This window comes from Methylobacterium sp. AC433 (assembly GCF_979253015.1).
This window is the reverse complement of the sequence record NZ_CEEDBN010000022.1, coordinates 1-25,455: the sequence shown is the minus strand read 5'-3', so window position 1 is coordinate 25,455 and position 25,455 is coordinate 1. Positions and strand designations below refer to the sequence as shown.

At 71.0% G+C, this 25,455-nt stretch carries 23 protein-coding genes; 17 read left to right on the top strand and 6 right to left on the bottom strand.

The genetic code is table 11. The features are described 5' to 3' along the window. Positions 1-19: 19 nt before the first annotated feature. From AC0IWM_RS21810 to AC0IWM_RS21800, 3 genes are all read right to left on the bottom strand, one after another. On the bottom strand, positions 20-3,151 hold the full coding sequence (locus AC0IWM_RS21810; RefSeq protein ID WP_471758487.1) for an efflux RND transporter permease subunit: 3,132 nt from the start codon (positions 3,149-3,151) through the stop codon (positions 20-22). A gap of 14 nt (positions 3,152-3,165) precedes the next feature. Next, on the bottom strand, positions 3,166-4,908 hold the full coding sequence (locus tag AC0IWM_RS21805; RefSeq protein WP_471758485.1) for an efflux RND transporter periplasmic adaptor subunit: 1,743 nt from the start codon (positions 4,906-4,908) through the stop codon (positions 3,166-3,168). A 94-nt stretch (positions 4,909-5,002) separates the two neighbouring features. Continuing rightward, entirely contained in the window at positions 5,003-5,482 is a 480-nt protein-coding gene (locus AC0IWM_RS21800) for a hypothetical protein (protein ID WP_471758483.1), read from the bottom strand. A gap of 217 nt (positions 5,483-5,699) precedes the next feature. Between AC0IWM_RS21800 and cobF the strand changes: the two genes are divergently transcribed. Both cobF and AC0IWM_RS21790 read left to right on the top strand, forming a co-directional pair. After that, positions 5,700-6,497: a precorrin-6A synthase (deacetylating) gene (gene cobF / locus AC0IWM_RS21795; protein ID WP_471758481.1), complete on the top strand. Its 798-nt coding sequence runs from the start codon at positions 5,700-5,702 to the stop codon at positions 6,495-6,497. A 309-nt stretch (positions 6,498-6,806) separates the two neighbouring features. Next, positions 6,807-7,979, top strand: coding sequence for a hypothetical protein (locus AC0IWM_RS21790; protein WP_471758479.1), 1,173 nt, complete (start codon positions 6,807-6,809; stop codon positions 7,977-7,979). 43 nt (positions 7,980-8,022) lie between these two features. On the opposite strand, the gene AC0IWM_RS21785 is transcribed toward AC0IWM_RS21790, so the two are convergent. Next, positions 8,023-8,598 carry a PAS domain-containing protein gene (locus AC0IWM_RS21785; protein ID WP_471758477.1) on the bottom strand — a complete coding sequence of 192 codons (576 nt, stop codon included), beginning with the start codon at positions 8,596-8,598 and terminating at the stop codon, positions 8,023-8,025. A gap of 343 nt (positions 8,599-8,941) precedes the next feature. On the opposite strand from AC0IWM_RS21785, the gene AC0IWM_RS21780 reads away from it, so the two are divergent. The 11 genes from AC0IWM_RS21780 to AC0IWM_RS21730 all read left to right on the top strand — a co-directional run bounded on the left by AC0IWM_RS21780 (position 8,942) and on the right by AC0IWM_RS21730 (position 18,987). After that, entirely contained in the window at positions 8,942-9,580 is a 639-nt protein-coding gene (locus tag AC0IWM_RS21780) for a ParA family protein (protein WP_056468492.1), read from the top strand. After that, on the top strand, positions 9,564-9,878 hold the full coding sequence (locus AC0IWM_RS21775; protein WP_471758475.1) for a ribbon-helix-helix domain-containing protein: 315 nt from the start codon (positions 9,564-9,566) through the stop codon (positions 9,876-9,878). Before AC0IWM_RS21780 ends, AC0IWM_RS21775 begins: the two co-directional genes overlap by 17 nt. Before the next feature lie 362 nt (positions 9,879-10,240). Continuing rightward, positions 10,241-11,755 carry a septal ring lytic transglycosylase RlpA family protein gene (locus tag AC0IWM_RS21770; RefSeq protein WP_471758473.1) on the top strand — a complete coding sequence of 505 codons (1,515 nt, stop codon included), beginning with the start codon at positions 10,241-10,243 and terminating at the stop codon, positions 11,753-11,755. Positions 11,756-11,907: 152 nt separating this feature from the next. Continuing rightward, a complete protein-coding gene (locus tag AC0IWM_RS21765) occupies positions 11,908-13,134 on the top strand; it encodes a D-alanyl-D-alanine carboxypeptidase family protein (RefSeq protein ID WP_471758471.1) in 1,227 nt (408 codons plus the stop codon). Beyond that, positions 13,131-13,877: a dTMP kinase gene (gene tmk, locus AC0IWM_RS21760; protein ID WP_471758469.1), complete on the top strand. Its 747-nt coding sequence runs from the start codon at positions 13,131-13,133 to the stop codon at positions 13,875-13,877. The genes AC0IWM_RS21765 and tmk overlap by 4 nt, the downstream gene beginning before the upstream one ends. After that, positions 13,867-14,931, top strand: coding sequence for a DNA polymerase III subunit delta' (locus AC0IWM_RS21755; protein WP_471758467.1), 1,065 nt, complete (start codon positions 13,867-13,869; stop codon positions 14,929-14,931). The genes tmk and AC0IWM_RS21755 overlap by 11 nt, the downstream gene beginning before the upstream one ends. Positions 14,932-15,022: 91 nt before the next feature. After that, positions 15,023-16,597: a methionine--tRNA ligase gene (gene metG, locus AC0IWM_RS21750; protein ID WP_471758465.1), complete on the top strand. Its 1,575-nt coding sequence runs from the start codon at positions 15,023-15,025 to the stop codon at positions 16,595-16,597. 51 nt (positions 16,598-16,648) lie between these two features. Further along, the gene (locus tag AC0IWM_RS21745) at positions 16,649-16,939 is read left to right on the top strand and encodes a BrnT family toxin (RefSeq protein WP_471758463.1); all 291 of its coding nucleotides are present in this window, start codon (positions 16,649-16,651) and stop codon (positions 16,937-16,939) included. Continuing rightward, on the top strand, positions 16,887-17,261 hold the full coding sequence (locus AC0IWM_RS21740) for a BrnA antitoxin family protein (protein ID WP_471758461.1): 375 nt from the start codon (positions 16,887-16,889) through the stop codon (positions 17,259-17,261). The genes AC0IWM_RS21745 and AC0IWM_RS21740 overlap by 53 nt, the downstream gene beginning before the upstream one ends. 68 nt (positions 17,262-17,329) lie before the next feature. Continuing rightward, entirely contained in the window at positions 17,330-18,109 is a 780-nt protein-coding gene (locus tag AC0IWM_RS21735; RefSeq protein ID WP_471758459.1) for a TatD family hydrolase, read from the top strand. 71 nt (positions 18,110-18,180) lie between these two features. Continuing rightward, positions 18,181-18,987, top strand: a complete 807-nt coding sequence (locus AC0IWM_RS21730) for an MBL fold metallo-hydrolase (protein ID WP_471758457.1) — start codon at positions 18,181-18,183, stop codon at positions 18,985-18,987. Between the two features lie 45 nt (positions 18,988-19,032). On the opposite strand, the gene AC0IWM_RS21725 is transcribed toward AC0IWM_RS21730, so the two are convergent. Continuing rightward, a complete protein-coding gene (locus AC0IWM_RS21725) occupies positions 19,033-19,854 on the bottom strand; it encodes an SGNH/GDSL hydrolase family protein (protein WP_471758455.1) in 822 nt (273 codons plus the stop codon). 567 nt (positions 19,855-20,421) lie between these two features. Then, complete coding sequence (locus AC0IWM_RS21720; protein ID WP_471758453.1) at positions 20,422-20,991, bottom strand: helix-turn-helix domain-containing protein; 570 nt, start codon at positions 20,989-20,991, stop codon at positions 20,422-20,424. Positions 20,992-21,039: 48 nt separating this feature from the next. Here AC0IWM_RS21720 and AC0IWM_RS21715 point away from each other — a divergent pair, with 48 nt between their 5' ends. From AC0IWM_RS21715 to AC0IWM_RS21700, 4 genes are all read left to right on the top strand, one after another. Further along, entirely contained in the window at positions 21,040-21,261 is a 222-nt protein-coding gene (locus AC0IWM_RS21715; protein WP_471758451.1) for a hypothetical protein, read from the top strand. A 349-nt stretch (positions 21,262-21,610) separates the two neighbouring features. Continuing rightward, a complete protein-coding gene (locus AC0IWM_RS21710) occupies positions 21,611-23,263 on the top strand; it encodes a Mu transposase C-terminal domain-containing protein (RefSeq protein ID WP_471758449.1) in 1,653 nt (550 codons plus the stop codon). Beyond that, complete coding sequence (locus AC0IWM_RS21705; protein ID WP_471758447.1) at positions 23,263-24,276, top strand: AAA family ATPase; 1,014 nt, start codon at positions 23,263-23,265, stop codon at positions 24,274-24,276. Before AC0IWM_RS21710 ends, AC0IWM_RS21705 begins: the two co-directional genes overlap by 1 nt. A gap of 129 nt (positions 24,277-24,405) precedes the next feature. Continuing rightward, complete coding sequence (locus AC0IWM_RS21700; RefSeq protein ID WP_471758445.1) at positions 24,406-25,068, top strand: GntR family transcriptional regulator; 663 nt, start codon at positions 24,406-24,408, stop codon at positions 25,066-25,068. Positions 25,069-25,455: the final 387 nt, after the last annotated feature.

Sequence of the window (25,455 nt, the reverse complement as noted above, 5' to 3'; positions counted from 1 at the left end):
GGGTTCGTCTCCGTGGAATCTAGAAGAGGGCCGGGGCGGGGGCGCCCGGGGCAGGATCGGCCGACGGCGCCTGCGCCGCCTGCAGCCGGGCGAAGGCGTCCCGGCCGAAGCGCAGGACGAGGACGGGGGTGAGCACCGCGTCGAGCAGGGTGGCGCTGAACAGGCCGCCGAAGATGGTCACGGCGACGGGGTGGAGGATCTCCTTGCCGGGCGCCGTGCCGTCCACCAGCAGCGGCACCAGGGCGATGCCGGCCGCCAGCGCCGTCATCAGCACCGGCACCAGCCGCTCGTTGCTGGCCCGCAGCACCAGGGCCGGTCCGAAGGGCAGGCCCTCGGTCAGCCCGAGATTGAGGATGTGGCTGATCTTCAGGATGCCGTTGCGGGCGACGATGCCGGTGAGCGTCACGAAGCCGATCATCGAGGCCACCGAGAGCGGCAGCCCCGTGAGGGAGAGGGCGGTGACGCTGCCGATCAGCGCCAGTGGCACGTTGCCCATGACGATGAGGGCCAGCACGCCGGAGCGGTATCGGCTCGCCAGCAGGGCGAAGACCAGGGCCAGCGAGACGAGGCTGAGGAGCCCGATGGTGCGGGTCGCTTCCCCCTGCGCCTGGAACGCGCCCTCCAGGTTCGCGGTGATGCCCTGGGGCAGGGTGGTCCGCGCCAGGGTCTCGGCGATGGCGGCGGCCACGGCCGAGCCGTCCGCCCCCGCCTGGGTGTTGGCCTGTACGACGAGCCGCCGGCGCCCGTTCTCGCGCAGGATCTGGTTGGGACCGTCGCGCTCGGTGATGTCGGCGAGCGCATGGGCCGGGACCCAGCCGTTGGGCGTCTCGATCAGGAGCTCGCGCAGGGCCGCCACCGAGCGGCCGGATTCGGGCAGGCGCAGGGTGACGTCGTAGCGGCGCAGGCCGTCGACCAGGGTGGAGACCACCCGCCCGTTGGCCAGCCGGCTCACCGCGTCGACCACGGCGCCGGGGGCGACGCCGTAGAGGGCGGCGCGGCCGGAATCGACCCGGACCTCGAGCTGCGGGATGCGGACCTGCTTCTCGATGGCGAGATCGGTGATGCCGGGGATCGTCTCGAACTCCGCCTTGAGGGCTTCGGCCGTGCGGCGCAGGCCGTCGAGGTCCTCGCCGAACAGCTTGAGGGCGATCTCGGCCCTGACTCCCGAGAGCATGTGGTCGAGGCGGTGCGAGATCGGCTGGCCGATATTGACCGAGACCGGCAGCACCCCGAGGCGCGCCCGCAGGTCGGCCACGACGGCTTCGCGCGGCCGCCCGCCGGCTTTCATGCCGATCTCGAGATCGGTGGAATGCACGCCCTCGGCATGCTCGTCGAGCTCGGCCCGGCCGGTGCGGCGACCGACCCGGTCCACCTCCGGGATGTCCAGCACCAGCCCCTCCGCGATGGCGCCGATCCGGCTCGATTCGACGAGCGAGATGCCCGGCGTGAAGGCGAGGTTGACGGTGAAGGAGCCCTCGTTGAACGCCGGCAGGAAGGCCCGCGGCAGCGTGGTGGCGGCGAAGGCCGCCGCGCCGACGCCGAGTACGGCGCCGGCCATGACGAGGCGCTGGTGGTCGAAGGCGAGCGCGACCAGGCGGCCGTTGCCGGCCTTGAGCCAGCGGATCAGCCGGCCCTCCGGCGCCTCCAGGCCCTTGAGCCCGGGGAGCAGCCAGGAGGCGAGGGCGGGTGTCAGGGTGAGGGAGACGACGAGGCTCGACAGGATCGCGATGATGTAGGCCTGCCCGAGCGGCGCGAAGAGCCGGCCCTCGATGCCCGAGAGGGCGAAGAGCGGCACGAAGACGAGGCAGATGATCACGGTGGCGTAGACGATGCCGGAGCGGACCTCGTTGGAGGCCGCCACGATCACCGCGAAGGACGAGCGCGGCGAGCCCTCCTGCCGGTTCTCGCGCAGGCGCCGCAGGATGTTCTCCACATCCACCACCGCGTCGTCGACGAGCTCGCCGATGGCGATGGCGAGCCCACCGAGGGTCATCGTGTTGATCGACAGCCCCAGCGCGGAGAAGATCGCCGCCGTGGCGAGGATCGAGACCGGGATCGCGGTGAGCGAGATCAGGGTGGTGCGCGCGTTCATCAGGAAGGCGAACAGCACCACCGCCACCACGGCGACGGCCTCCAGCAGCACCTGCACCACGTTGTGCAGGGAGGTCTCGATGAAGTCCGCCTGCCGGAACAGGATCTTGTCGGCCGCGATGCCGGGGGGCAGGCTGGGACCGAGCTGGGCCAGCGCGTCCTCCACGGTCTTCGTCAGCCGCACGGTGTCGATGCCCGGCTGCTTCTCCACCGAGACGATCACGGCGGACTTGCCCATGTAGCCGCCGTCGCCGCGCCGGGGGCGGGGGGCGAAATCCACCTCCGCGACCTGGCGCAGGTAGACCGGCCCGGCCGGAGTGGTCACCACGAGGTTGCGCAGGTCGTCGAGGTCGATGGTCCGGCCGATGGCGCGGATCAGCACCTCGCGGGCGCCCGCATCGGTGAAGCCGCCGCCCGCATTGGTGCCGAAGCCCTCCAGCGCCTGGGTCAGGCTGGCGTTGGTGACGCCCAGCGCCCGCATTGCGGCGGGGTTCGGCGCCACCCGGAACTGGCGCACCTCGCCGCCGATGGGGATGACCTGCGCCACCCCCGGGATCGCGAGGAGGCGCGGCCGGATGGTGAAGTCGGCGGTCTCGCGCAAGCTCATCGGCGTCGCGGTCTCGGAGGTCACCGCCACCAGCAGGATGCCGCCCATGATGGAGGAGACCGGCCCCATCTGGGGCATCACGGTGGCGGGGAGTTCCGAGCGGGCCAGCGCCAGGCGCTCGGCCACGAACTGGCGGGCCCGGTACAGGTCGGCGTCCCAGGCGAACTCGACGGTGACGATGGACAGGCCGATGCCGGAGACCGAGCGCACCCGGGTGACGCCCGGCAGGCCGTTCATCCGGGTCTCGATCGGGTAGGTCACGCGCTGCTCGACCTCCGGGGGGGCGAGCCCCTCGGCCTCCGTCATCACCGTGACGGTGGGCCGGTTGAGGTCCGGCAGCACGTCCACGGGCAGGCGGGTGAGGGCGAGGAGGCCGGTCAGCACCAGGGCGGCGGCGAGCGCCAGCACGAGCAGGCGGTTGCGCAGGGACTGCGCGACGATGGTCTCGAACATCGGGGCCTGTCCTCTCAGCGGATCTGGTCGAGGAGTTCGGCGCCCTGGACGACGACGCGGCGCCCGGCCGCGATCCCGTCATCCACCAGCATCCGGTCGGCATCCAGCGGGGCCACCCGCACCGGGCGGCCCATGAAGCGCTCGGCGCTGACATGCTCGTAGACGAGGCTGCCGCCCTCCGCCCGCACCACGCCGGAGCGCGCCACCGGCAGGCCGGGACGGGCCTGGCCGATGGGGGCCAGCACGGTGACGAACTGGCCCAGGCGCAGGCCCCGCCCGTCGCCCTCGACGGCGAACTGGACCGGCACCGCCTGGTTGCGGTCGGCGAGCCCCGTGCCCCGATAGGCGAGCTGCAGGGTGCCGCCGTCGCCCGTCCGCGCGGTGGCCCGGCTGCCCTCGGCCAGCGCCTCGAAGCTGAGGGCCTCGACCCAGAGCCTGCCCGGGTCGACGATGCGGTAGACCACCGTGCCGGGCGCCGCCATGGCGCCCGCCACCGCGTTCGCCTCGGCGATCACGCCGTCGACCGGGGCGACGAGGGCTTCGGGCTCGCGCCGGATGGCGTCGAGGGCGGCGCGGCGGTCCCGCAGGCCGCCGAGTTCCGAGCGGGCGTCGTCGAGCTGGGTCTGCGCCACCGCGCCGGTGGTGGAGAGCTTCTCGAAGCGCCCGACCCGGCGCTCCAGGATGGCGATCTGCTGGTCGAGTTCGCCCTGGCGCTGGCGCATGTCGGAGACGTCCACCGCCTGGACCGGCGGGGTCACGGTGGCGAGCACGTCGCCGCGCGCCACCCGCGTGCCGAGGCGGGGAAAGCCCCGCTCCGGTGGCGCCAGCCGGCCGCCGACCGAGGATTGCACCACGCCGCTGGCATTCGGGTCGGGGATGATCCGGCCCGGCAGCTCGGCGCTGCGGGTGACGGACGCCTCTGCCGTCAGGCCGGTGCGCAGGGCCAGCAGGCGCTGGAGCGACTTCGGCACGAAGACCGAGCCGTCGGGCAGGCGCCGCGCCCGTTCCATCAGGGTGCCGCCGGTCAGCGCCGCCGGGGTGAGGGGCGGCTCCTTCGCGTCCGGGCCGTGGCCCTCATGGGCCTGCGCCGCGCCGCCGAGGAGGAGGGCGAGCGCCAGCGTCGCCCCGACCGCGAGGAGGCCGACCAGGACGGAACCCGCGCGCCGCCGACGCGCCAGGGCGAACACCCCGAGCCCCATCAGGAAGCCGCCGGCCGCGAGGGCGACCGGGTTCTGCCGGGCGAGGCGGTCGGCCAGGGTGGCGGCCGAGGCGGCGGCCCCCGGGGCCGAAGGCCCGGCGGCCGGCCCGTCCGCCGGGGCGGGCAGGTGGAGGTCGAGGTTGAGGAGATCGGTGCGGCCCTCGGCGGAGACGCCGACGACGAGGTCGTGGTCGTCCCCGGTCGCGAGCCAGGGGGCCGCGAGGCGGTAGGTGCCGGGCGCCGTCTCGGCGGCCTTGCGCCGGCCCTCCGGCGTCATCACGGCGACGCTCGCCTCCGGGACGGGGGCGTTGCTGGCGAAGGCGTCGAGGTAGAGCACGAGGTCGGTGCCCTGCACCACGGCGACGAGCTCGAAACGCTCGGAGACGGCCTCCGCCCGCGGGGCGGTCGCGGCCGGGGCGGGGGGCGCTTCCGCGCCATGATCGTGGCCCTCGTGGGCCTGGGCCGACCCGGACAGGATGGGCAGGGCCGGGGGGGCGAGGAGTGCGAGGGTGACGAGGAGGGCGAGCGCGCGCAGGACGGCCGCGAGGGAGCGGGACATGGACCAGGATTCTTTCGCCGGGGAACACGGAACGGCGTCCCGGCCTCGCGCCTCCCGTGGGGAGTCTCGAAGGCCTGGCGGACGCGGGGCAGCGTCAGGCGCGGAATCTGGGCGGTTCGGGCAGGGCTTCCGGGACGACGTCCGTCCGGGCGGGGAGGGCACGCGGCAGGGCGCGGTCGCCGGGCCCGCGCGGGCCGGCCGCCTCGTCGCTGTCCGGGGCGAGCCCGGCTCCGGTGCAGCAGGCGCTCGGGCTCCGGCAGCCGGCATTGCAGCCGGTGCCGTCGCAGGCGCCGGTGCTCAGCGTCCGGGTCGGGGAGGCCGACAGCACGACGACCGTCCGGATGGCGCCCTGGGGCAGGAGCATCCGGGTCTCGACCGCCCGGGTCTCGAGCGCCCGGGCCTCGCCGCCTGTCCGGACCTCGGCCGAACCGGCCGGGGGGAGGGCGGTCGCGGCGACGCCCGCGGCATGGGCGGCGACGCCCGCGGCATGGGGATGGCCGCCATGGGCCTCGGCGCCGGACGGCACGAGGCCGACGGTGATCAGGGCGATCACCGCAGCGAGCCAGAGTGCCATGTGCCGGACGCGAGTCATGTCGGCGCCGTGCTTAGCATACGGGGCGGGGCGGCGACAGGCCGGTTTTCGCGCGCGGCGTGCCGGCGGACACGCCGGCTTGCCCTAAGGGACTGGGAACGCACGGGGTTTCTCCGCGTGGACGGTTCCCCTCGCCCGCCGCATGCTCTAAGCGGGCGGCCCGGGACCCGGCTCGGGCGGGAGCGGAGGACGGCGCGCGATGAGAACTCTCCTGGTGATCGGGATCGGCACCGGCAATCCCGAGCACATGACGATCCAGGCGATCGGCGCCCTCAACACCGTCGACGTGGTCTTCGCCCTCGACAAGGGCCGCGCGAAGGCCGAGCTCGTGGACCTGCGCCGGGAGATCTGCGCCCGCTACCTCACCGAGAAGCCCTACCGCTTCGTGGAGGCGCAGGACCCCGAGCGCGACCGCAACCCCTCGGATTACGGGGCCACCGTCGAGGCCTGGCACGCCGCGCGGGCGGCCCTCTACGAAGCGATGATCGTGCGCGAACTCGGCCCGGAGGGCTGCGGGGCCATCCTGGTCTGGGGCGATCCCTCCCTCTACGACAGCACCCTGCGGATCGTCGACCGCATCCTGGCCCGCGGGACCCTCGACCTCGCGGTCCGGGTGATCCCGGGCATCACCAGCGTCCAGGCGCTCGCGGCCGGCCACCGGATTCCCCTCAACCGCATCGGCGGGCCGATCACCATCACCACCGGACGGCAGATCGCCGGGGGGCTGCCCGAGGGCGCGGATGCCACCGTGGTGATGCTCGACGGCCGGCCCCGCTTCGACCACCTCGACCCGGATCTGACGATCTACTGGGGCGCCTTCCTCGGCACCGCCGACGAGATCCTGGTCTCGGGCCGCCTCGGCGACGTCGCCGCCGAGATCGGCGCCGTCCGCGAGGCCGCCCGGGCCCGTCACGGCTGGATCATGGACACCTACCTCCTGCGCTCGCCCGAGGCGTCCGCGTCCCCCGAGTCGCCCGCGTTCCCCGAGCCGGCCTGAGGCCGCCTGCGACATAGTCGACCGTCCGCCGGAAGGATCGTCCGGTCCCTGGTCCGGCCGGCAGGTGATCCTCCCCCGTTGCGGGCGGGACACATCAACAAAAATCCCTTTTCTCCAATCCAGGTGCGGCCCGTGACTGTCGCAGGACTGGCAGGGTGTTTGCGTGAGACTTCGCGGGGCCAATAATCGGCCGATCCTGCCGGGACGACGACTGTCGCCGGCCGGGATCGGGAGGGCTTGCGGATGGCGGCACACGGGGTTCGGGCGGGCAGGTTCGGGGGGCGGGGGCTTGCGCGGATTCGCCGGGCGATGCTGGCCGCCTGCACCGTCCTGGCGGCCGCCTGGGCGCTCCCCCTCCTGAATTCGGCCTACGCCGCCCTGTCCCTGCGCTTGGAGGAGCACTTCCACACGCAGGTGCCCGGCCCCCCGGCGCGCATCGCCCTCGGGCCGCACGGGCGCGACATCCGGTTCGCCGGGGAGATCGGGGCGGGGACGGCCGCGCGCCTCGCCGCCCTGCTCGCCGCCCATCCGGAGGTGACGCGCATCCATCTCACCAGCGAGGGCGGCCTCGTCGAGGAGGCGGCGGCGATCGGCGACCTCATCGCCGCCCGGGGCCTCGCCACCTACGTCCCGGATTATTGCGTCTCGGCCTGCACGCTCGCCTTCGTGCGGGGCGCCGGGCGCTACCTCGTGACGAACGGCCGCCTCGGCTTCCACGCGCCCTACGATCCCGGCCTGTTCGGGCAGGTGGTGCAGGCCGACGCCTCGGCCGAGCGGGCGGCCTACCTGGCCGCCGGGGTCGACCCGGCCTTCGCCGCGCAGGCCCTCGGGGTCGCCTCCGACAGCCTGTGGATCCCGGACCCCGCCCGCCTGGTCGAGGCGCGGGTCGCCACCGAACTGGTCGACACCGACCGCTTCCCGGATTCCACCCTCGACGACGATCCGAGCCCGGCCGGCGCCCGGGCGGCGATCCTGCGCGCGCTGCCGCTCCTCGACGCCCTCGCGGAGCGGGGCGGGATCCTCGACGCCCTCGCGGCCGCCTATCTCGACGGCTATCGGGCCGGACTGCCCGAGGGCGCGGCCCTCGACCGCCTGCGGGCGCGGGCCGGGCGCACGCTCGCCCGCATCCTGCGCGGCGCCGACGACGCCACCTGGGTCGAAGCGGGCCGCGTGCTCCTGCGGGCGATGCGGCGCGCCGACCCCGACGCCTGCCTCGCCATCGGCGGGGAGGGCGATCTCCTGGCGGCGCATGAGATCCTGGCCGATGACGCGGCGGCGCGCGTCCTCGCCCGCGCGGCCGGGCCGGGGATCCGCGCGGAAGCCGACCCGCCCACGCCGCCGGCCCGGATCGCCCGCGACTGCGCCGGCCTGATCGCCGCCTACGGCGAAGCCCTGGCGCGACCCGGGGCCGGGGCGGCCCTGCGTGCCCTCGCAAGCCACCGGATCCGCCCGGCGCGGGAGGCCACGGCCCTGCCCCGCTGATCCCGTCTCTTGTCTCTTGCCCCTCGCCTTTCGGCGAGGCCGTTCAGTGCCGCCGGCCGTCCTGGGCGTCCCGGAGGTGGCGGGCGAGCTCGTGGCCGATCTCGACCATCAGGCGGTCGAGGAGGCGCGACAGGCCGGGCCGGGCGAGATCGTCGGCGAGCCCGCGCAGGGCGATGGCGTGCTCGGCCATCCGGTTCACCGCATGCTGGTCCCGGACGCCGGCCACGTGGTCCTCGGCGGGTTCGAGGACGATGCCGCGCGCCCGCACCGGCCGGCCGGCGGCGTCGGGCTCGATGCGCCCGCGCAGGTCGAGCCGGCGCGGCGCCCGGGTGCGGAAGGACAGCGCGAAGGCGCCACCGCGGGCGATCGCCGCGTGGAGCGCGTTGTCGACCCGCGCGCGGTCCTCCTCGTGGGTGCGGCAGAGGAGGGACGCCAGGGGCACGCCCCGCGCGCCGTCCTCCGGCGACCAGCCGAGCGCCCGGGCGACGGGGGCCGAGACGACGAGGCGGTCCGCCCAGATGTCGTGCACCCAGCCCCCGACGACGCCCGAGGCGGCCAGGGCCGCCTGCAGGCCGCCGGGGATGTCGGCCTCCGAATCCGGCGGCGGGGATCGCGTCATGGGCCTCCTCAGCGGCGGGATCGGACCTATCGAGACGACCTGAGGTTGCCGTTTCGGCAACGCGCGGCATCCGACACGCGAATATCGTAGAGCGAAACGGCGAAGGCGTGAAGGGTGTCCGACGCACTGACCGCAAGAAATGCAACCTCAGATTTCCTTGCGGTCCTTCGCCGGCCGGCCTGGGCTTAACCGTTGGTTAACCATGATCGGCGACATCCGGGATCGCAGCATCCTTGGGTCACAGGACGGGCGCCACCGCCCCGTCCGCCGGCGATCCGGACTGCCGGATCCGTCCGCCACAACCGTCACCCGAACTCGTCGACGCTCGCGAAGGGATGCCAAGATGAAAGCCATCACGTTCGTCACCCAGAAGGGGGGGAGCGGCAAGAGCACGCTCTGCATCTCCCTGGCGGTCGCCGCCCAGGAGCGCGGCCTCTCGGTCTGCATCCTCGAGATGGATCGCCAGGCCACGGTCAGCGACTGGCTCGACCATCGCACCGCCGAGGGCCCGGAAGTGGCGCAGATCGACGCGACGCAGATCGAGGGCGTGATGGCCCAGCTGCGCGAATCCGCCTACGACTATGTCTTCATCGACACCCCCGGCGTCGATTCCGCCGGCACCCTCTCGGCGATCCGCGCCGCCGACCTCTGCATCATCCCGTGCCGCCCGACGCCGGCGGACCTGCGCGCCTTCAAGCCGACCCTGGCGGCGATCTACCGGCTCGAGAAGAAGTTCGCCTTCGTGCTGAACCAGACCCCGCCGCGCTCCTACCGGATCCGCGACGCCGCCGACGGCCTCGCCGTGCTCGGCATCCTGCCGGACGTCAACATCGTCGCCCGCACGGACCACCAGGACGCCATCGGCGTCGGGCAGGGCGTCACCGAGTTCAACCCGAAGGGTCAGGCCGCCTTCGAGGTGCGAAAGCTCTGGAGCTGGATCGAGAAGCGCATGCAGGTGAGCAAGCATGCCAAAGCCGCCTAAGCTCAGCCTCGCCTCCATCGTTGCCGCCTCGACCCCGTCGGGCAAACTCCAGCAGACCGCCGAAATCGTCCAGCTCGACACGGGCGCCCCCGCCCTCCGGCGCCCCAACGCCACCCTGAAGCAGCGCGCCCGGCAGATGTCGGTCTACCTGGAGCCGCCGGTCTACGATCAGCTGCGCGACATCGCCCACGCGGAGCGCGCCAAGATGCACGGCCTGATGCTCGAGGCCCTCGACCTCCTGTTCAAGCAGCGTGGCGCCCGCTCGATCGACCAGCTCAACGAGCCGGACGGCCGCTAGGACGAAACCCAGAGCCCCGGCAATGATTTGCCGGGGTTTCTCGATGTTTCGGGTCAGCCTCACGCCGCGCCGGACGAACCCTGGGCGCGATCAAGGCGAAAGCTCTTTGTCTCCGTTGTTCAGGGGCTTGCCGGAGAAAGCGCGTGCGCCGCACGAGGCTTGGTCGTGGCCTCCGTCGCCGCTCCGTCCGGCCGCCGAAAGCCGATCCCGTTCAGCCTTCCTTTACGTCACCCGGACATTCTCGCCCGTCTCGGGAGGGGCGCGCCGCTCCCGGGGGCCCATCCGGTCCTGCTCTCGCCCGCCGGTGGTCCCTCTCAAGCGTATCGTGTGGATCGGGGCGGGGGCTGAGGCGGATCATCGCGATGGCGCGTAAGACGAAGCCGGGACACCCGGGGGCGGCCCCGCTGCCGCTCTGGCGGCTGCTGGCGGTCTCGGCCGTGGCGCTCACGACCGCCAACTGCGCGCAATCCCCGCAGAAGCTCGCCGGGACCGCAGGCGGCGGCTCCAGCCTCGATCCGAAATACGGCGTGAAGGCCAGTCCGCGCCTCTACAACGAGGGCGACGTGATCCCGAAGGGCGGCGGACGCCGCTTCTCGGGCAAGCCCTACGTGGTGGCGGGGCGCACCTACGTCCCGCGCGAGGATGCCAAGGGCTACGTCCGCGAGGGCCTCGCCTCCTGGTACGGCTCGGCCTTCCACGGGCGCATGACCGCCAACGGCGAGGTGTTCGACCGCCACTCCATCGCAGCCGCGCACCCCACCCTGCCGCTGCCGAGCTACGCCCGCGTCACCAACCTCGCCAACGGCCACTCGATGATCGTGCGGGTGAACGATCGCGGCCCCTACCATGCCAACCGCCTGATGGACGTCTCCGAGGAGGTGGCCGAGGCCCTGGAATTCCGCCGCAGCGGCACCGCGCGGGTGCGCGTCGAGTATGCCGGCAAGGCTTCCACCGCCGGCAGCGACGACCGCAAGCTCCTCGCCACCCTGCGCACCGACGGCCAGCCCGCCGCCATCCGCGGCGCGGCACCGGTCATGCTGGCCGATCTCGGCCCGGACGCGCCGCAGGTCTCCTCGGAGCGCCTCGCCCGGGCGAGCCGCCCGGCCCTGGCCTTCAAGGAGGCCGACGACCGGCCGTCCGCCGGCGAGAATGCCGCCGAGACGGCCGAGGCGGCTCCGGCCCCCCGTCCGGTCAAGCCGGCCCCCATCCTGGTGGCGAGCGCCGCCACCGTGGCGGTCCCGGCCGCGCTGCAGCCGACGGCGGTGCGGGCCGACGGGTTCCGGCCCGTGCGGCACGGCCCGTCCGAACCGCACCAGACCCTGGCCGCCCCCCGGCCCGCGCCCCTGAGCCTGACTCCGCCGCCGCTGCGGCTCGCCGGGGCGAGGCCCGAGCCGCACGCCGCCGCGAGCCGCCTCGCCGCGGCGCCGCAGACCGGCAAGGGAGCACCGAAATTCGCCCAGGCCGGTGCGATGCCGGCCAAGGCCGACCCACGCGCCGCCGCCCGCTTCGCCGCGACCCCGGGAGCGCCGGCCTCGAAGGCCTCCCTCGCCAGGCTGGCGGCCGACGTCTCCCCGGCCCGGGCGGGGGCGCGGCCCGCCCCCCGCATGGCCGCCGCCCAGACGCCTGTCGGCGCCCAGGCGCTGACGGCCGCCAAGCCCGGGCCGCTCGCCAAGCCCGTACCGGCCGCCAAGCCCGTGCTGGTCGCGAAAGCCGTGCCCTCCGGCCGGTCGGCCGACCTCGGCAAGTCCGCCGATCTCGGCAAGTCGGATGGCGCGGCCAAGGCCGCCGCTTCTTCCAAGGCTCCCTCCGCGGCGCGCACGGCCGTCGCGGCCAAGGCCCCGGCCCGGACCCGCGCCCAATTCGCGGAGGCCCGCTGACCCGCGGGGCGTCCGTGGCCGGCAGGACGCATCGACGCGCGATGGGAATCCCGCGTGATTTGCGTTCGATCTCGGCGGCGAATGCCTGTAACGTCACGCTTGATCGTGGGGGCGATGCGCGGGTCGGCGTGAGGCAGGGCGTGAGACAGGGTATGAGTGTGAGAGTGGTCCTCGCGGGTCGGACCGGATCGGCGCGCGCGGCGGTGTCGGGCCTCGTCCTGGCCGCGGCTCTGAGCCTGTTCGCGGCGGGCTCGGCCCTGGCCCAGAGCTTCCAGACGGCGGCGCCCCACGCGATCCTGATCGATGCCGATTCCGGCTCGGTGCTGTTCGAGAAGGGCGCCGACGAGCTCTTCTCCCCGGCCAGCATGGCCAAGCTGATGACCACCGAGATCGTGTTCAACGAGATCCGGCAGGGCCGGCTCACCATGGACTCGGAGTTCCAGATCACCGAGGACGCCTGGCGCCGGGGCGGGGCGGGGGGCGGCGGCTCCTCGATGTTCGCCCAGCTCAACAGCCGCATCAAGCTGTCCGACCTGCTGCGCGGTCTCATCGTGCAGTCGGGCAACGATGCCGCCATCGCCATCGGCGAGGGCATCGCCGGCTCGGAGGAGAATTTCGGGCGCATGATGACGGCCCGGGCCCGGGAGATCGGCCTGACGCGCTCGACCTTCCGCAACGCGACCGGCTACTCGGCCCCCGACCAGAAGGTGACCGCGCGCGACCTCGCCAAGCTCGCCCTGCACCTGATCGAGACCTACCCGGACCTGTACAAGATCTTCGCCGAGCGCGAGTTCACCTGGAACAAGATCAAGCAGCAGAACCGCAATCCGCTGCTCACCCTCGACATCGGCGCCGATGGGCTGAAGACCGGCTACCTCGAGGAATCCGGCTACGGCCTGACCGGCTCGGCGGTGCAGAACGGGCAGCGCCTGATCATGGTGGTGAGCGGCCTCAAGACCGCCCGCGACCGGGCGGCGGAATCGCGCAAGCTGATGGAGTGGGGCTTCCGCGCCTTCGAGCCGCGCCAGGTCTTCGGCGCCGGCGAGACCGTGGCGGAGGCCTCGGTGTATGGCGGCGCGGCCGGCAGCGTGCCCCTCGTCGCCAGGAAGGCCGTGCGCGTGCTGCTGCCGCGCGGCTCCGGCGACAAGATCACCGCCCGGGTGGTCTACCAGGGACCCCTCGTCGCCCCGGTGGAGCAGGGCCGCGAGGTCGGCCGCCTGCGCATCACCCGCGGCGACACCCAGGCCCTCGACCAGCCCCTCTATGCCGGCGAGACCGTGGAGGCCGGCACCCTCCCGCAGCGGGCGCTCGACGCGGCCTGGGAGGTCGGCACCGGCCTGTTCCGCAAGGCGTTCGAGAAGGCCGGCGCGAAGTCGTGACGGCGCCCGGGACGCGGGGAGGGACCTTCATCACCTTCGAGGGCGGGGAGGGGGTCGGCAAGTCGACGCAGATCCGCCGCCTCGCCGCGCGACTCCGGCTGGAATCCGGCCGCCCCGTGCTGACGACGCGCGAGCCCGGCGGCTCGGCCAAGGCCGAGCGCATCCGCGAGGCGCTGCTCGCGGGGCTGGCCAAGCCCTACGGCCCCTTCGCCGAGGCGCTGCTGTTCTCCGCCGCCCGGATCGACCACCTCGACACCCTGATCCGCCCGGCGCTGGCGCGGGGCGAGATCGTGCTCTGCGACCGCTTCGCCGACTCGACCCGGGCCTACCAGGGCGCGGCCGGCGGCCTCGACCCGGCCGCCCTGCGCGCCCTCGAGGGCGTCGTCGTCGGCCCGACCCGTCCCGACCTGACCCTGATCCTCGACTGCGACCCGGAGCTCGGGCTCGCCCGGGCCCGGGCGCGCCGCGACGCGGGGTCCGACGGCGCGGTCGACCGCTTCGAGGCCGAGGCCCTCGCCTTCCATGCCCGCCTGCGCAACGCCTTCCTCGCCATCGCGGCGGAGGAGCCCGGGCGCTGCGCGATCGTCGAGGCCGCCCTGCCCGCCGATGCCGTCGAGGCCGCGATCCGCGCCGTGGTGGCCGAGCGCCTGCCCGGGCTGCTGCCTGCGCAGACCGGACTGCTGCCTGCGCAGAATGGCCGGAGCGACGACCGCCCCGGGACGGAGCACGGCGATGCGGCCTGAGCGCGCCCCCGAGGATGTCGAGCCCGGCGACCTGACCGAGGTCCCGCGCCCGCGCGAGCAGGCCGACCTCGTCGGCCATGCCGAGGCCGAGGCCGCCTTCGTCGAGTCGATCGCCGCGGGGCGCCTGCACCACGCCTGGCTCATCGGCGGCCCGCGCGGCATCGGCAAGGCGACGCTGGCCTACCGGGTCGCCCGCTGGCTCATCGCCAACCCGGCGGCCGCGGGCGCACCCGCGAGCCTCGCCGTCGATCCGGGCCATCCGGCGGCGCGCCAGGTCGCGGCCCTGTCGCACCCCAACCTCGTGGCCCTGCGCCGGACCCGTCCGGCCAACGCCAAGACCCTGGCGACCCGGATCTCGGTGGATGCGGCCCGCGGCGCCCTCGCGCTGTTCGGCTCCACCGCCGGCAATGCGGGCTACCGCATCTGCATCGTCGACAGCGCCGAGGACCTCAACGCCAACAGCGCCAACGCGCTCCTGAAGATGGTGGAGGAGCCCCCGCCCCGCTGCCTGTTCCTCATCGTCAGCCACGCGCCGGGGCGGCTCCTGCCGACCATCCGCTCGCGCTGCCGGGCCCTGACCCTGCGCCCGCTCGCGGAGGCCGAGGTGGCGCGGGTGATCGGCGGCTTCGCCCCGCCCTTCGTGCAGCCCGCCCCGGAGGCCCTCGCCCGGGCGGCGCAGCTCGCGGAGGGCTCGGTCGCCGAGGCCGTCGCCCTGCTCGACCCCGCCCGGGCCGGCCTCGTCGCGGAGGTCGAGACCCTGCTCGCCCGCCTCGACCATCCGGACTGGCGCCGCATCCTGGCGCTGGCCGAGAAACTCTCGGCACGCGAATCCGACGAGCTCTTTTCGGCCAGCCTCGACACGGTGTTCCGCTTCGTCTCGGCCGAGCTCGACCGGCGCCGCCACGAGCCGCCCGCCCGCCTTGCGGCCCTGGTCGAGGTGTGTGACAAGATCGCCCGCGCCGCGCGGGAGGCCGCGACCTACAATCTCGACCGCCGGCCGCTGGTCCTGTCCCTGTTCGGCGACCTGGCCGGCGCGCTCCGCGACGCCGCCTGACGCGGCATGGTAGACTCCCGCCGTCCTGTGATCCCAGGACCCGATTCCGGGGCCTGATCCTGTGAACCCTGCATCCGGGGAATCCCTCGACGTGACCGCCACCAACCCGGCAACCGCGAAGACCTTCGGTCTCTCCACCGCGATCTCCTATCCCAACGGCGCGCCGCATATCGGCCACGCCTACGAGGTGATCGCCACGGACGCGATCGCCCGCTTCAAGCGCCTCGACGGCTACGACGTGCTGTTCTCCACGGGCACCGACGAGCACGGCGTCAAGATCCAGCAGACGGCCGCCAAGGCGGGGATCACCCCGCGCGAACTCGTCGACGACATGTCCGCGCGCTTCCGCGCCATGGCCGAGGCCCTGGGCTGCAGCCACGACCGCTTCATCCGCACCACCGAGCCCGAGCACTATGCCGCCGCCCAGGAATTGTGGCGCCGGATGGAGGCCAACGGCGACCTCTACCTGTCGAAATATGCCGGCTGGTACTCGGTGCGCGACGAGGCCTACTACGCCGAGGACGAGCTCGAGACTGGTCCCGACGGCGTCCCCGTGGCCAAGGCCACCGGCACGCCGGTGACCTGGATGGAGGAGGAGAACTTCCTGTTCCGGCTCTCGGCCTACCAGGATCGGCTCCTCGCCCTCTACGAGGCGCAAGCAGACTTCATCGGCCCCGAGACCCGGCGCAACGAGGTCGCGAGCTTCGTCCGCTCCGGCCTCAAGGACTTCTCGGTGAGCCGCACCAATTTCGACTGGGGCGTGCCGGTGCCGGGCCATCCCGACCACGTCATGTATGTCTGGGTCGACGCGCTGACGAACTACCTCACCGTCACGGGCTTTCCCGACGACGCCGATCCACGCCGGGCATTCTGGCCGATGGACCTGCACGTCATCGGCAAGGACATCGTCCGCTTCCACGCGGTGTACTGGCCGGCCTTCCTGATGTCGGCCGGCCTGGCCCTGCCCAAGCGCGTCTTCGGCCACGGCTTCCTGCTCTCCAAGGGTGAGAAGATGTCGAAGTCGCTCGGCAACGTCGTCGACCCGATGGACCTGATCGCGACCTACGGGGTCGACGCGGTGCGCCACTTCGTGCTGCGCGAGGTGCCCTTCGGCGGCGACGGCAACTACAGCCACGAGGCGATCATCACCCGCTACACAGCGGACCTCTCGAACGGCCTCGGCAACCTCGCCCAGCGCTCGCTCTCGATGATCGCCAAGAACCTGTCCGGGACGGTTCCCGAGCACGGCGTCCTCACGGAGGACGACCGGGCGCTGCTGGCCCTGGCCGACGCGCTGCCCGCCACCGTGCGGGCGGCGATGGACAAGCTCGCCCTGCACACGGCGCTGGCCGAGATCTGGGCCGTGATCACCGCCGCCGACCGCTACTTCGACGCGCAGAAGCCCTGGGTGCTGCGGAAATCCGATCCGGCCCGGATGGCGGCCTCGCTCTACGTCGTGGCCGAGACCCTGCGGGCCATCGGCATCCTGGTGCAGCCCTTCATGCCGGGCTCCGGCGCCAGGCTCCTCGACCTCCTCGCCGTTCCGGCGGACAGGCGCCGCCTGACCGATGTGGGGGAGGGTGGCCGCCTCGTGCCCGGTACGCCGCTCCCCGCCCCCGTCGGCCTGTTCCCGCGCTTCGTCGAGCCGGAGGCGTCTTCGACCTGAGGGCTGGTCATGCGAGCTTCCGCGCACTACGTTTCGTAACGACGGTACGGAATGGGCTTTCAATGGGACCCGGACAAGGATGCGGCCAATCAGGTCAAGCACCGGATCGGATTCCGACAGGCCGACGAGGTCTTTCGCGGGTTTGTACTGACCTGTGAGGACCGGCGGCGCTCCTATGGCGAGCCGCGCTTCATCAGCCTCGGGGAGTACGACGGGAGCGTGCCCTGCGTGATCCATACCCCGCGCGGGGACGATATCCGGATCATCTCGGCATGGAAGGCAGGACGGCATGAACGCGAAGTCTACATCCAGGCCCGAGATTTCCGGATCGGAGATCTCTGACACCAAGATCTCCGACTCCACGACGACGGTGCGGTTTGACAGCCTTGATGCCATGCCCCCCGCCGAGCCTCTGAGCACGACTTTCAAGGCGATGAGCGACGACGAGGCCGCGCGCCGCGCTGCGCAGGATCCGGATGCGGGCGCAATCCCCCCCGGCTTCTGGGACATGCTGCCGGTTGCCAAGCCCGAGACCAAGGAGCAGATCACGCTGCGCCTCGATTTGGAGGTGCTGCGGCATTTCCGAAGTCTCGGTAAAGGCTACCAATCCCAGATCAACGCCGTGCTGAAGAGCTACGTCAGGGCAAAGGACGGCGCGGGCTGAGGCCCGGCTCTCCCGCGGTCCGAGCGGCCGCCGGCTCTGAAACTTCCAGGAATCCCGAGTCTCCCCTCATGCTGGTCGACAGCCACTGCCACCTCGATTTTCCGAATTTTTCGGAGGATCTGCCCAATGTCATCGCCCGGGCCCGCGCCGCCGGCGTGACCCGGATGCTGACCATCTCCACGCGGGTCGCCAGGGCCCGGACCTACGAGGCCCTGTCCGAGGCCAACCCGGAGATCTGGCACACCGTCGGCACCCACCCGGACGGGGCGGGCGAGGAGCCCAACGTGCCGACCGAGGCCATCGTGGCGCGCACGCACCACCCCCGCTGCGTCGGCATCGGCGAGTCGGGCCTCGACTTCCACTACGACAACGCCGCCCCCGAGGCGGTGCAGGAGCGGGTCTTCCGCCGCCACATCGCGGCCGCCCGCGAGACCGGCCTGCCGCTGGTCATCCATTCCCGCGACGCCGATGCGGAGATGGAGGCCATCCTGGTCGACGAGATGGCGCGCGGCGCCTTCACGGCCGTCCTGCACTGCTTCTCGTCGGGCGCGCGCCTCGCCGAGGTCGGCGTCGAACTCGGCTTCTGCGTGTCCTTCTCCGGCATCGTCACCTTCCGGCGCTCCCACGACCTGCGGGCGATCGCCCGGTCGGTGCCGCCCGACCGGCTCCTGGTGGAGACCGACGCCCCCTTCCTGGCGCCCGAGCCGCATCGCGGCCGCACCAACGAGCCGGCCTACACGGCGGACACCGCCCGCTCCCTCGCCCAGACCCTCGAGATGGATGTGGCCGACTTCGCCGCGCTGACGACGGCCAATTTCCACCGCCTGTTCCACAAGGCCGCGACCTGAGCCGGGGAGGGGGGCCGGATCGGGCGTGACAGGCCCAGGCCCCCTCCGGTACCAACGGGGCGGAGGTGCCGATGGGCGCATTGCGATTGACGATCCTCGGCTGCGGCTCATCCGGCGGGGTGCCCCGCGTGGGCTACGGCTGGGGCGCCTGCGACCCCCGGGAGGCGCGCAACCGGCGCCGGCGCTGCTCGCTCCTGGTGGAACGGCAGGGCGATGCCGGGACGGCCACCACCCTCCTCGTCGACACCGCGCCGGACCTGCGCGAGCAATTGCTCGACGCGGCGGTCCAGCGCCTCGACGCGATCCTGTTCACCCACGCCCATGCCGACCACACCCACGGCATCGACGACGTGCGCGCCCTGGTGATCCACATGCGCCGGCGCATCCCGGTCTTCGCCGATGCCCGGACGCGCAGCCTCCTGGAGGCGCGGTTCGGCTACTGTTTCGAGACGCCCCCCGGCAGCGAGTATCCGCCGATCCTCGACATGCACGACCTGGCGGACGGGGAGACGACGGTGGTGGAGGGGCCGGGCGGCGCGGTCACGGCCCTGCCCTTCGGCATGGAGCACGGCAACGAGGCGGCCCTCGGCTTCCGCTTCGGCCCGGCGGCCTACGCGCCCGACGTCAGCCTGATGCCGGAGGCGTCGCAGGCGCGGCTGCACGGCCTCGACCTGCTGATCATCGACGCCCTGCGGGAGACCCCGCACCCGACGCACTACTCGGTCTCGGATGCCCTGGCGCTGATCGAGACGGTGCGCCCGCGCCGGGCCATCCTGACGAACCTGCACACGGATCTCGACTACGCGACCCTGGCGGCCAAGCTGCCGCCGAACGTCGTGCCGGCCTATGACGGCCTGAGCGTCACGCTGGATCCGTGAGCGGCGCGCGGAGGAGGGCGGCCCGGCCGCCTCCCCGGTCCGGCCTCAGTTCTGGGCGCCGGCATCCTGCGGCAGGCCCGCATTGGCCAGGAGCTGCGCGGTGGCGGCCCGGGCCAGGCGGTCGTAGCCGGCATCGGTCATGTGCAGCCCGTCGGGGCCGATCATCTGGGTCGGGGTCAGCAGCCCCTGCGCGGCCCAGGCCCGCATCATCGCGTTGCGCCGGATCACCGGCACGTTGAGTTCGGTGGCGATGGCGTGCAGGGCGGCGCCGTAGGCCTCGGCCCCGTCGGTGGTCGAGAGCTTCTTGCACCATTGCTGGTCCATCAGGACCACGTCGGCCCCGGTGGCCCGCATGGCGAGGATGCCGGCCCGGGTGAGCTCGGCGAAGCGCTCGACGCTGACGCCGCTCATCGGGTCGTTGCTGCCGGTCTGCCAGATCACGAGGTCCGGCTTGTCGGCGAGCACGTCGTGCTCCAGCCGCCGGGCCATGGCCTCGGAATCGTCGCCGCCCTTGCCGCGGTTCAGCACCGTGACGGAGGAATGCTCCGCACCCGTCACGCTCAGCCGGGCCGCGAGGTCGCGCTGGAGCTGGGCCGGGTAGGTGGTGGCCGGCGAGGAGGCGCCGGAGCCCTCGGTCGAGGACGAGCCGAAGGCCACGATGCGGATGGCCTGGCCCTGGGCGATGAGGCCGGCGAGGCGGGGAAGGCGGGCGAGCGCCCGGCGCGGGATCGCCGTCCGGACGACCGGTCGGGCCGAAGGCTCCGCCGCGGCGGCCTGGGGCTGCTGCACCAGGGCGGTCCGCTGCGGCTCGGCCTGCGCCCGGGCCGGCAGGCCGGCGGCGAGCGAGACGGATCCGAGGGCCAGCATGGCCAGGCTCAAGGCTGCGGAAGGGCGCGCAAAAATCGGCATCGCGTTCGCTCTGGAGAGGATCGATTCGGGCGGGCATCCGCTCGGACGGCGCCCGGTATCATGTATTATGGGGAGGAATTGTGACATCCGCCAGCGGTTTAGCACCAACGGTGGCCGTTCCGTACCCGGGAACTGTCGGTTGCGTGAATCGGCGGTGTGGAGATTGCATGAATACGCCGTGACGGGAATGGGTGAACCGTTCGTGAGCACGGGTCCCCTGCCCCGGATCTGCGCCCTCAGGTTCCATAATATATCTTATGCGAACGGCGTTTCGGGGGCCGGACCGGGGTCCTGGGGCGGCGCGGCGAAGTTGGCAGCGTGCTTGTCGTCGATAATTGGCGGTGATCGCGAAAAAGCGTGCAAACACACAGGCTTGTGCCAGCAGCATTGCGGGCCCTAGGCAACCAAGAGAGAAGTCGCCAATTATGCGTAACGCTCTGAAACAAAACACATTCTTGCGGACCTTGTCGGCAAGCGATCGTCGATTGCGGACCCTATTGCGGACCCCAGTAGCTATCAGGCGACTCAATCGTCGGCGCTTTGGTCAACAGGGTTGAGGCGCGGGCCAAACAAAGTCCCGTCGGAGGAGATGAGTTTAGTTGCCGCAACGGCTACAGCGCGGGCTGTCTCAGCATCGAGGCCGTCGTTGTGCTGAAGGTGTTGGGCCGCCTCAGCTGCCCGCTTGTATCGGAACGCTATGGCTTTAGCCATTTCATTCAATTCGGAAACTGTATCTCCGCCTATGATCTTGATGCAATCAAAGGCCAGAAAACTGAGAAGTATCGCTCGGAGAAGTCCTATATCTAGTTCTTGAACTGCCCCCTGCCCTCGTTCTGTGCCGCCACGACCCATTAAAATATAATCTATTGAGACGTTCCGCATGTACGAGGCAGCTACCGCCTCAGCATACGGGATGGAGTTTCGCGATCTCCACTTTGATACATTTTGTCTGGTAGTATGCAGCGCATCAGCTAGTGCGGTATCTGTATCAACTCCATAGATCTCTTTCATCCTATCAAGTACGTCGGCAGCATTAAGCTTCTGCGCCTGTGTGCTAGGCGGAACCGATGGGTCTCGATCGAATGAAGTTGACATATTGGCTACAGGAGTGTTTCCGTTTCGGCTACATCGTCGGAGCCTATCATGGACATCGTGTTGCACGATACCGCGCAAGCCTATGAGGCCGAGTATGTGCGGGTGCGTTCGGTCCTTATTTCGCGAGGCAGTTCCCTCAACACGTACCTCAAGAACCGCGGCATCTGTCGTCAGCTCGCCTACAAAGCGCTCAAGGGGCGGTCTCTAGGCCGCAAAGCTGTAGCCATCAGGGCCCAAATTATTCGGGACGTCCTGGATACGGCTGCCTGACATGGATGGTTGGGTCAGCGCCGCCGAAGTAGCTCAGGCCGCTGGGATTTCTGAACGCAAGGTTCGGCACGCCTTTGCTCGGATCGCCTCGGGAAAAGCACAACTGTGGCGGGGCTCTTGTCTGACGGTTCGCGTCTGCCACGGACGGGGAGGGAGGGCCGGGGCTTCGTGGAGGGTCCTCGCAACCACCCTCCCCCCGGCACTTCAGCTCCGCCTTCAGACCGTGCAAACGCCTGTTGAAGGGCAGTTGAACCCGTCAGTAAAGGCCGTTCAAGCGGCCGAGTGGTGGGCCCATTTCCTCTGGCCCGCTCTGACGCACCGGAAGGGCTCACGTGAGCGACGCTCCGCGATGGAGGCGCTGGCTGGTGCTGAGGTTTGCAGCCCGCACGGTGTATGGTTCACACCGAGCCTACGGGACATCGAACGCAAGGTCAGCAAGGCGACGGCCGGCGGCCTGAAGGCGCTGATGCGCAAGCGCCGTGAGACGAAGCCGGAGAGCCGGCTGATCCTCACCAAGCGTTGGGACGCTGCTACCGCCGGCTTGGATGATGCTCTGCGCGCCGAGATCGCCCGCAAGGTCCGGCAGCACATTCGCGACCTATGGGGCGGCGGGGCGGCCTACAGTGTCGTCCAGCGCCTTGCCGGCGAATACCTTGCCGACCTCACCCTCAAAGCCGGGATCAGCGGCACCTCCGGCGAGATCATGCCAGCTTGCGAACTGCCCAAAGGCGTCGTCGAGGCCGGCCGGAGCGCCCGGCGCGTCCATCAGTACCGCACAGACATCAAGGCGTGGGACGATCAGCGCCCGCGCGTCCGCCTAACCTCGGCCGGGTTCGCGCCGATGGAACTCGTCTACGGCGATGTCCACCATTTCGATGTCTATGTCGCCCGCCCAAACGGCACGCTGGCGACGCCCAAAGGCATCTCCTGGCTCGATGCCAGCACCCGGCGCGTGCGCATAGACCTCGTGCTGTGCGAGCCCGGCACGGCGATCCGCAACAGCGACGTCATCGATAGCTTCATCGCTATGACGCAGGACCCGTGCTGGGGCATGCCGGCGAAGCTCTACCTCGACAACGGCTCCGAGTACGGCTTTGCCAAGTTCCTGCCGGATGCCTTGAAGCTCGCCGGCCTGGACTACGAGGACTTCGGCCGGGGCAGGGCGCTGATCCGGGCGACCGCCTACAACGCGGCAGCCAAGGGTATCCTTGAAGGGGCGTTCCGCGTCATCGAGCAGAAGATCCTCTCACCGATGACTGGCTACATCGGCGGCGACCGCATGAACTCCCGGCGGGCGAACCTCGGCAAAGCGCCCTCCCCTTTCAACGGCAGCTTCGACAACTTCGCCAACGACTTCGTTGGACTGCTCAACTTCTACAACACGCAGCGGCAGACCGGCGAACTCGACGACCGCTCGCCAGAGCAAGTCTACGCGAAGGCGGTCGCTGCCGGCTGGCAGCGCACAGACGTGAACGACCTGGCCCTGATGATGGCTTTCTCGGACGAGGCCACGCGCACGGTTCGGGACGGCAAGATTACCGTCGGCGGAGAATGGTTCTACTGCGACGAGCTGGCCCGCCACACCGGCGACAGGGTCTGCATTCGCCTGCCGAAGTACCTGTGCTGGCCAGCCGTGCCGGTGTTTACGGTTAAGGGCGCGCTGATCGGCATCGCCCGCCCCGATCAGGTTTATTCCCGTCTCGATCCGGCCGGGGCCGCCGAGGCCGCCCGCCGCAAGGGTGTGGCTCGCGACGCGATCCGGTCGGAAGCGGCCGACCTTAATCGCATCGATGTGGTGGCTGAGATGGTCGCCTCCGGTCGCCGTCAGTCCGCGCCGCCGGTGCCGGCGAGCAAGGGCACGATCGAGCTAGGTGGAGACCGCGCCGAGATCGGCCGGCGCATCATGGAAAGCCCGACCGAGCGGCGCAACCACGACCGCGAGGAGAAACAGGCCAAGCTTAGGGCCACCTTGGAACGCATCGAACGCGCCAGAGGCTTGTGATGAACGACCTCACCCCCATGCTCGATCCCAAGTACGCCCACCTTCCCCTCAGCGTCCAGCGCGGCATCCTCGCGGATAGATTGCAGCGCGAGGAGGAAGAGCGCGAAGAGCGCCTGTGTCAGGAGCGGATCGCACAGAAGCGTGCGGAGATCGCTGCAAAGCGCGCGGCCGAAGCCGCCCAGAAAGAGGCGTTCGCAGCCCGCCGTCAGGCTCACGCCAGCCGGGACACCCCGTTCGTCATGACCTCGGCGGCCCGTGTCGTGCTCGACACGATCGATCGCTGTGTAAGGTTCGGACATAACGGGCTCATCACCGGGGCGCCTGGCGTCGGTAAGACGCGTGCGTTGGAGGAGGCGGTCCGCCGCTCGGGCACGATGGAAGGGCCGCCCGTTGGCCTCGTGACCGTCACCGGCGTGATGGGCAACTCGACCATGGCGCTGCTGGAGGAGGTCGCTCCTCACGTCGGTGTGGGCACCATGTACAGCGTCACTGCGACGATGAAGCTCCTGTGCAGCCGAGCCAGCGAATTTCCCGTCCTACTGTTCGACGAGGCACAGAACCTTGCCGACCGCGTGGCGCGCGACCTGTTGGCGATCAGCGAGCAGGCCCACGTCCAGATGCTGTTCCTCGGCAACGACGAGGTGCTGAAATTCGTCAACTCGCAGAAGGCCGCCATCCGGCAGATCGCTAGGCGCCTGCCGATCCGGGAAGAGATCGATTGCATCCTCGACGCGGACGCGGACCTACTCGCTGGCCAGTATGCCGTCGAGGACCCGGAAGCGCTCCGGCTGTGCCGCACCCTCGCCGAGACCCATCACGCGGACGGCATCGGCAAGGTGCTGCCCATCGCCCGTGCCGTCGCCGAGGCGGCTGGTAGCCGGACGGTCAACGTGGATCATCTGCGCGAGGCGCTGTCGCTCTTTCCGCACTTCTCGCGTGACCTAGCGAAGGCCAAGGCGGCCCCGCAGGTGGAGCGTCAAAGCAGCTTCAAGCGCCTGCCAAAGCGGCGCTGACCCCCCTCCCCCCTTCGTTGCGTACCCCGCGCCGAGCCCGCGCCGGCCGGTTTCCCTCCCGTCAGAAAGGCCGTTTCCGATGAACGAGCACGTCAATCCAAAGCATATGCCCATCATTACGAGCACTTCATGAAGAGCCAGGTCGAGGCGCGCGAACTCCTCTCAGACCGCATTCGCAATGTGTTGACGGACGAGATCGCGTCCGGGACGCTCGCTGCCGGCACAACGATCGACGAACAGCAGATCGCCGAGCAGTTCGGAGCCTCGCGGACGCCCGTGCGTGAAGCCCTTCGGCAACTCGCGCTTAGCGGCCTCGTAGAGGTTTGTCCGCGCCGCGGCGTCGTCGTCACGCCGATCACTCCCGATCGGATCATGGAGATGTTCGAGGCGACGGCGGAGATCGAGGCCATGTGCGTCCGCATGGCGACGCACCGCATCCAGCCCCTCGAACTCAGCACCCTCATGGACCTGCACCGGCAATCGTTTCCGGCCGCCCGGGACGGGGATTACGACGTCTATGATGGGCTTAACCGGGCCTTCCACGAGACGCTCTATCAGAGCACGCACAACGGCTTTCTCGCAGAGCAGGCGGTCGCAATCCGCACGCGGCTGTCAGCCTTTCGGCGTACACAGCTTCGCCACGGGGAACGCATCCACAGCTCGCACCTCGAACACGGCGAGATCCTCGCAGCGATTATGGAGGGCGACGGTGATGCTGCCGCTAAGCGCATGCGCGCCCACATGCTAAATGCCGCCGGGGCTCTCCGGCTCTACATTCTCCAGCACACCTGACGGCCACTGAAAGGCTTGGATCTAAAAATTCGCTCTACGACAAAGCCGCATGCCTGCTACGCCGTGAGCGTCCGATTTCAAGTGTCCAGCCAACACGCTCCTACGGCGTGATCGGGTCGAAACCCGTCTGTCCGTTCTACGCCCGGAACCAGTCCTTCGCGAATGGGTATTGGTCGTCAGGCTGTGAACACCGGCTTGATCCTCGGCAGATTTGATTCAGCCGATAAGGTGATCGGCACTGCGTACTCGCGCGATGGGCCTGGACACGATCGGCGCCGGAGCGCACCGGTCGACAACGATGCAGTCCTATTCCATCGTGGGCATGACGAAATCAGCCCCGGCGCGGATACCGGTGGGCCAGCGGGTCGTGATGGTCTTGAGGCGCGT

Bases quoted from the DNA above. Each gene is read 5' to 3' on its own strand.
- AC0IWM_RS21810 (WP_471758487.1), bottom strand. From the start codon at position 3,151: ATGTTCGAGACCATCGTCGCGCAGTCCCTGCGCAACCGCCTGCTCGTG.
- AC0IWM_RS21805 (WP_471758485.1), bottom strand. From the start codon at position 4,908: ATGTCCCGCTCCCTCGCGGCCGTCCTGCGCGCGCTCGCCCTCCTCGTC.
- AC0IWM_RS21800 (WP_471758483.1), bottom strand. From the start codon at position 5,482: ATGGCACTCTGGCTCGCTGCGGTGATCGCCCTGATCACCGTCGGCCTC.
- cobF (WP_471758481.1), top strand. From the start codon at position 5,700: ATGAGAACTCTCCTGGTGATCGGGATCGGCACCGGCAATCCCGAGCAC.
- AC0IWM_RS21790 (WP_471758479.1), top strand. From the start codon at position 6,807: ATGCTGGCCGCCTGCACCGTCCTGGCGGCCGCCTGGGCGCTCCCCCTC.
- AC0IWM_RS21785 (WP_471758477.1), bottom strand. From the start codon at position 8,598: ATGACGCGATCCCCGCCGCCGGATTCGGAGGCCGACATCCCCGGCGGC.
- AC0IWM_RS21780 (WP_056468492.1), top strand. From the start codon at position 8,942: ATGAAAGCCATCACGTTCGTCACCCAGAAGGGGGGGAGCGGCAAGAGC.
- AC0IWM_RS21775 (WP_471758475.1), top strand. From the start codon at position 9,564: ATGCCAAAGCCGCCTAAGCTCAGCCTCGCCTCCATCGTTGCCGCCTCG.
- AC0IWM_RS21770 (WP_471758473.1), top strand. From the start codon at position 10,241: ATGGCGCGTAAGACGAAGCCGGGACACCCGGGGGCGGCCCCGCTGCCG.
- AC0IWM_RS21765 (WP_471758471.1), top strand. From the start codon at position 11,908: ATGAGTGTGAGAGTGGTCCTCGCGGGTCGGACCGGATCGGCGCGCGCG.
- AC0IWM_RS21755 (WP_471758467.1), top strand. From the start codon at position 13,867: ATGCGGCCTGAGCGCGCCCCCGAGGATGTCGAGCCCGGCGACCTGACC.
- AC0IWM_RS21745 (WP_471758463.1), top strand. From the start codon at position 16,649: ATGGGCTTTCAATGGGACCCGGACAAGGATGCGGCCAATCAGGTCAAG.
- AC0IWM_RS21740 (WP_471758461.1), top strand. From the start codon at position 16,887: ATGAACGCGAAGTCTACATCCAGGCCCGAGATTTCCGGATCGGAGATC.
- AC0IWM_RS21735 (WP_471758459.1), top strand. From the start codon at position 17,330: ATGCTGGTCGACAGCCACTGCCACCTCGATTTTCCGAATTTTTCGGAG.
- AC0IWM_RS21730 (WP_471758457.1), top strand. From the start codon at position 18,181: ATGGGCGCATTGCGATTGACGATCCTCGGCTGCGGCTCATCCGGCGGG.
- AC0IWM_RS21725 (WP_471758455.1), bottom strand. From the start codon at position 19,854: ATGCTGGCCCTCGGATCCGTCTCGCTCGCCGCCGGCCTGCCGGCCCGG.
- AC0IWM_RS21720 (WP_471758453.1), bottom strand. From the start codon at position 20,991: ATGTCAACTTCATTCGATCGAGACCCATCGGTTCCGCCTAGCACACAG.
- AC0IWM_RS21715 (WP_471758451.1), top strand. From the start codon at position 21,040: ATGGACATCGTGTTGCACGATACCGCGCAAGCCTATGAGGCCGAGTAT.
- AC0IWM_RS21710 (WP_471758449.1), top strand. From the start codon at position 21,611: ATGGAGGCGCTGGCTGGTGCTGAGGTTTGCAGCCCGCACGGTGTATGG.
- AC0IWM_RS21705 (WP_471758447.1), top strand. From the start codon at position 23,263: ATGAACGACCTCACCCCCATGCTCGATCCCAAGTACGCCCACCTTCCC.
- AC0IWM_RS21700 (WP_471758445.1), top strand. From the start codon at position 24,406: ATGAAGAGCCAGGTCGAGGCGCGCGAACTCCTCTCAGACCGCATTCGC.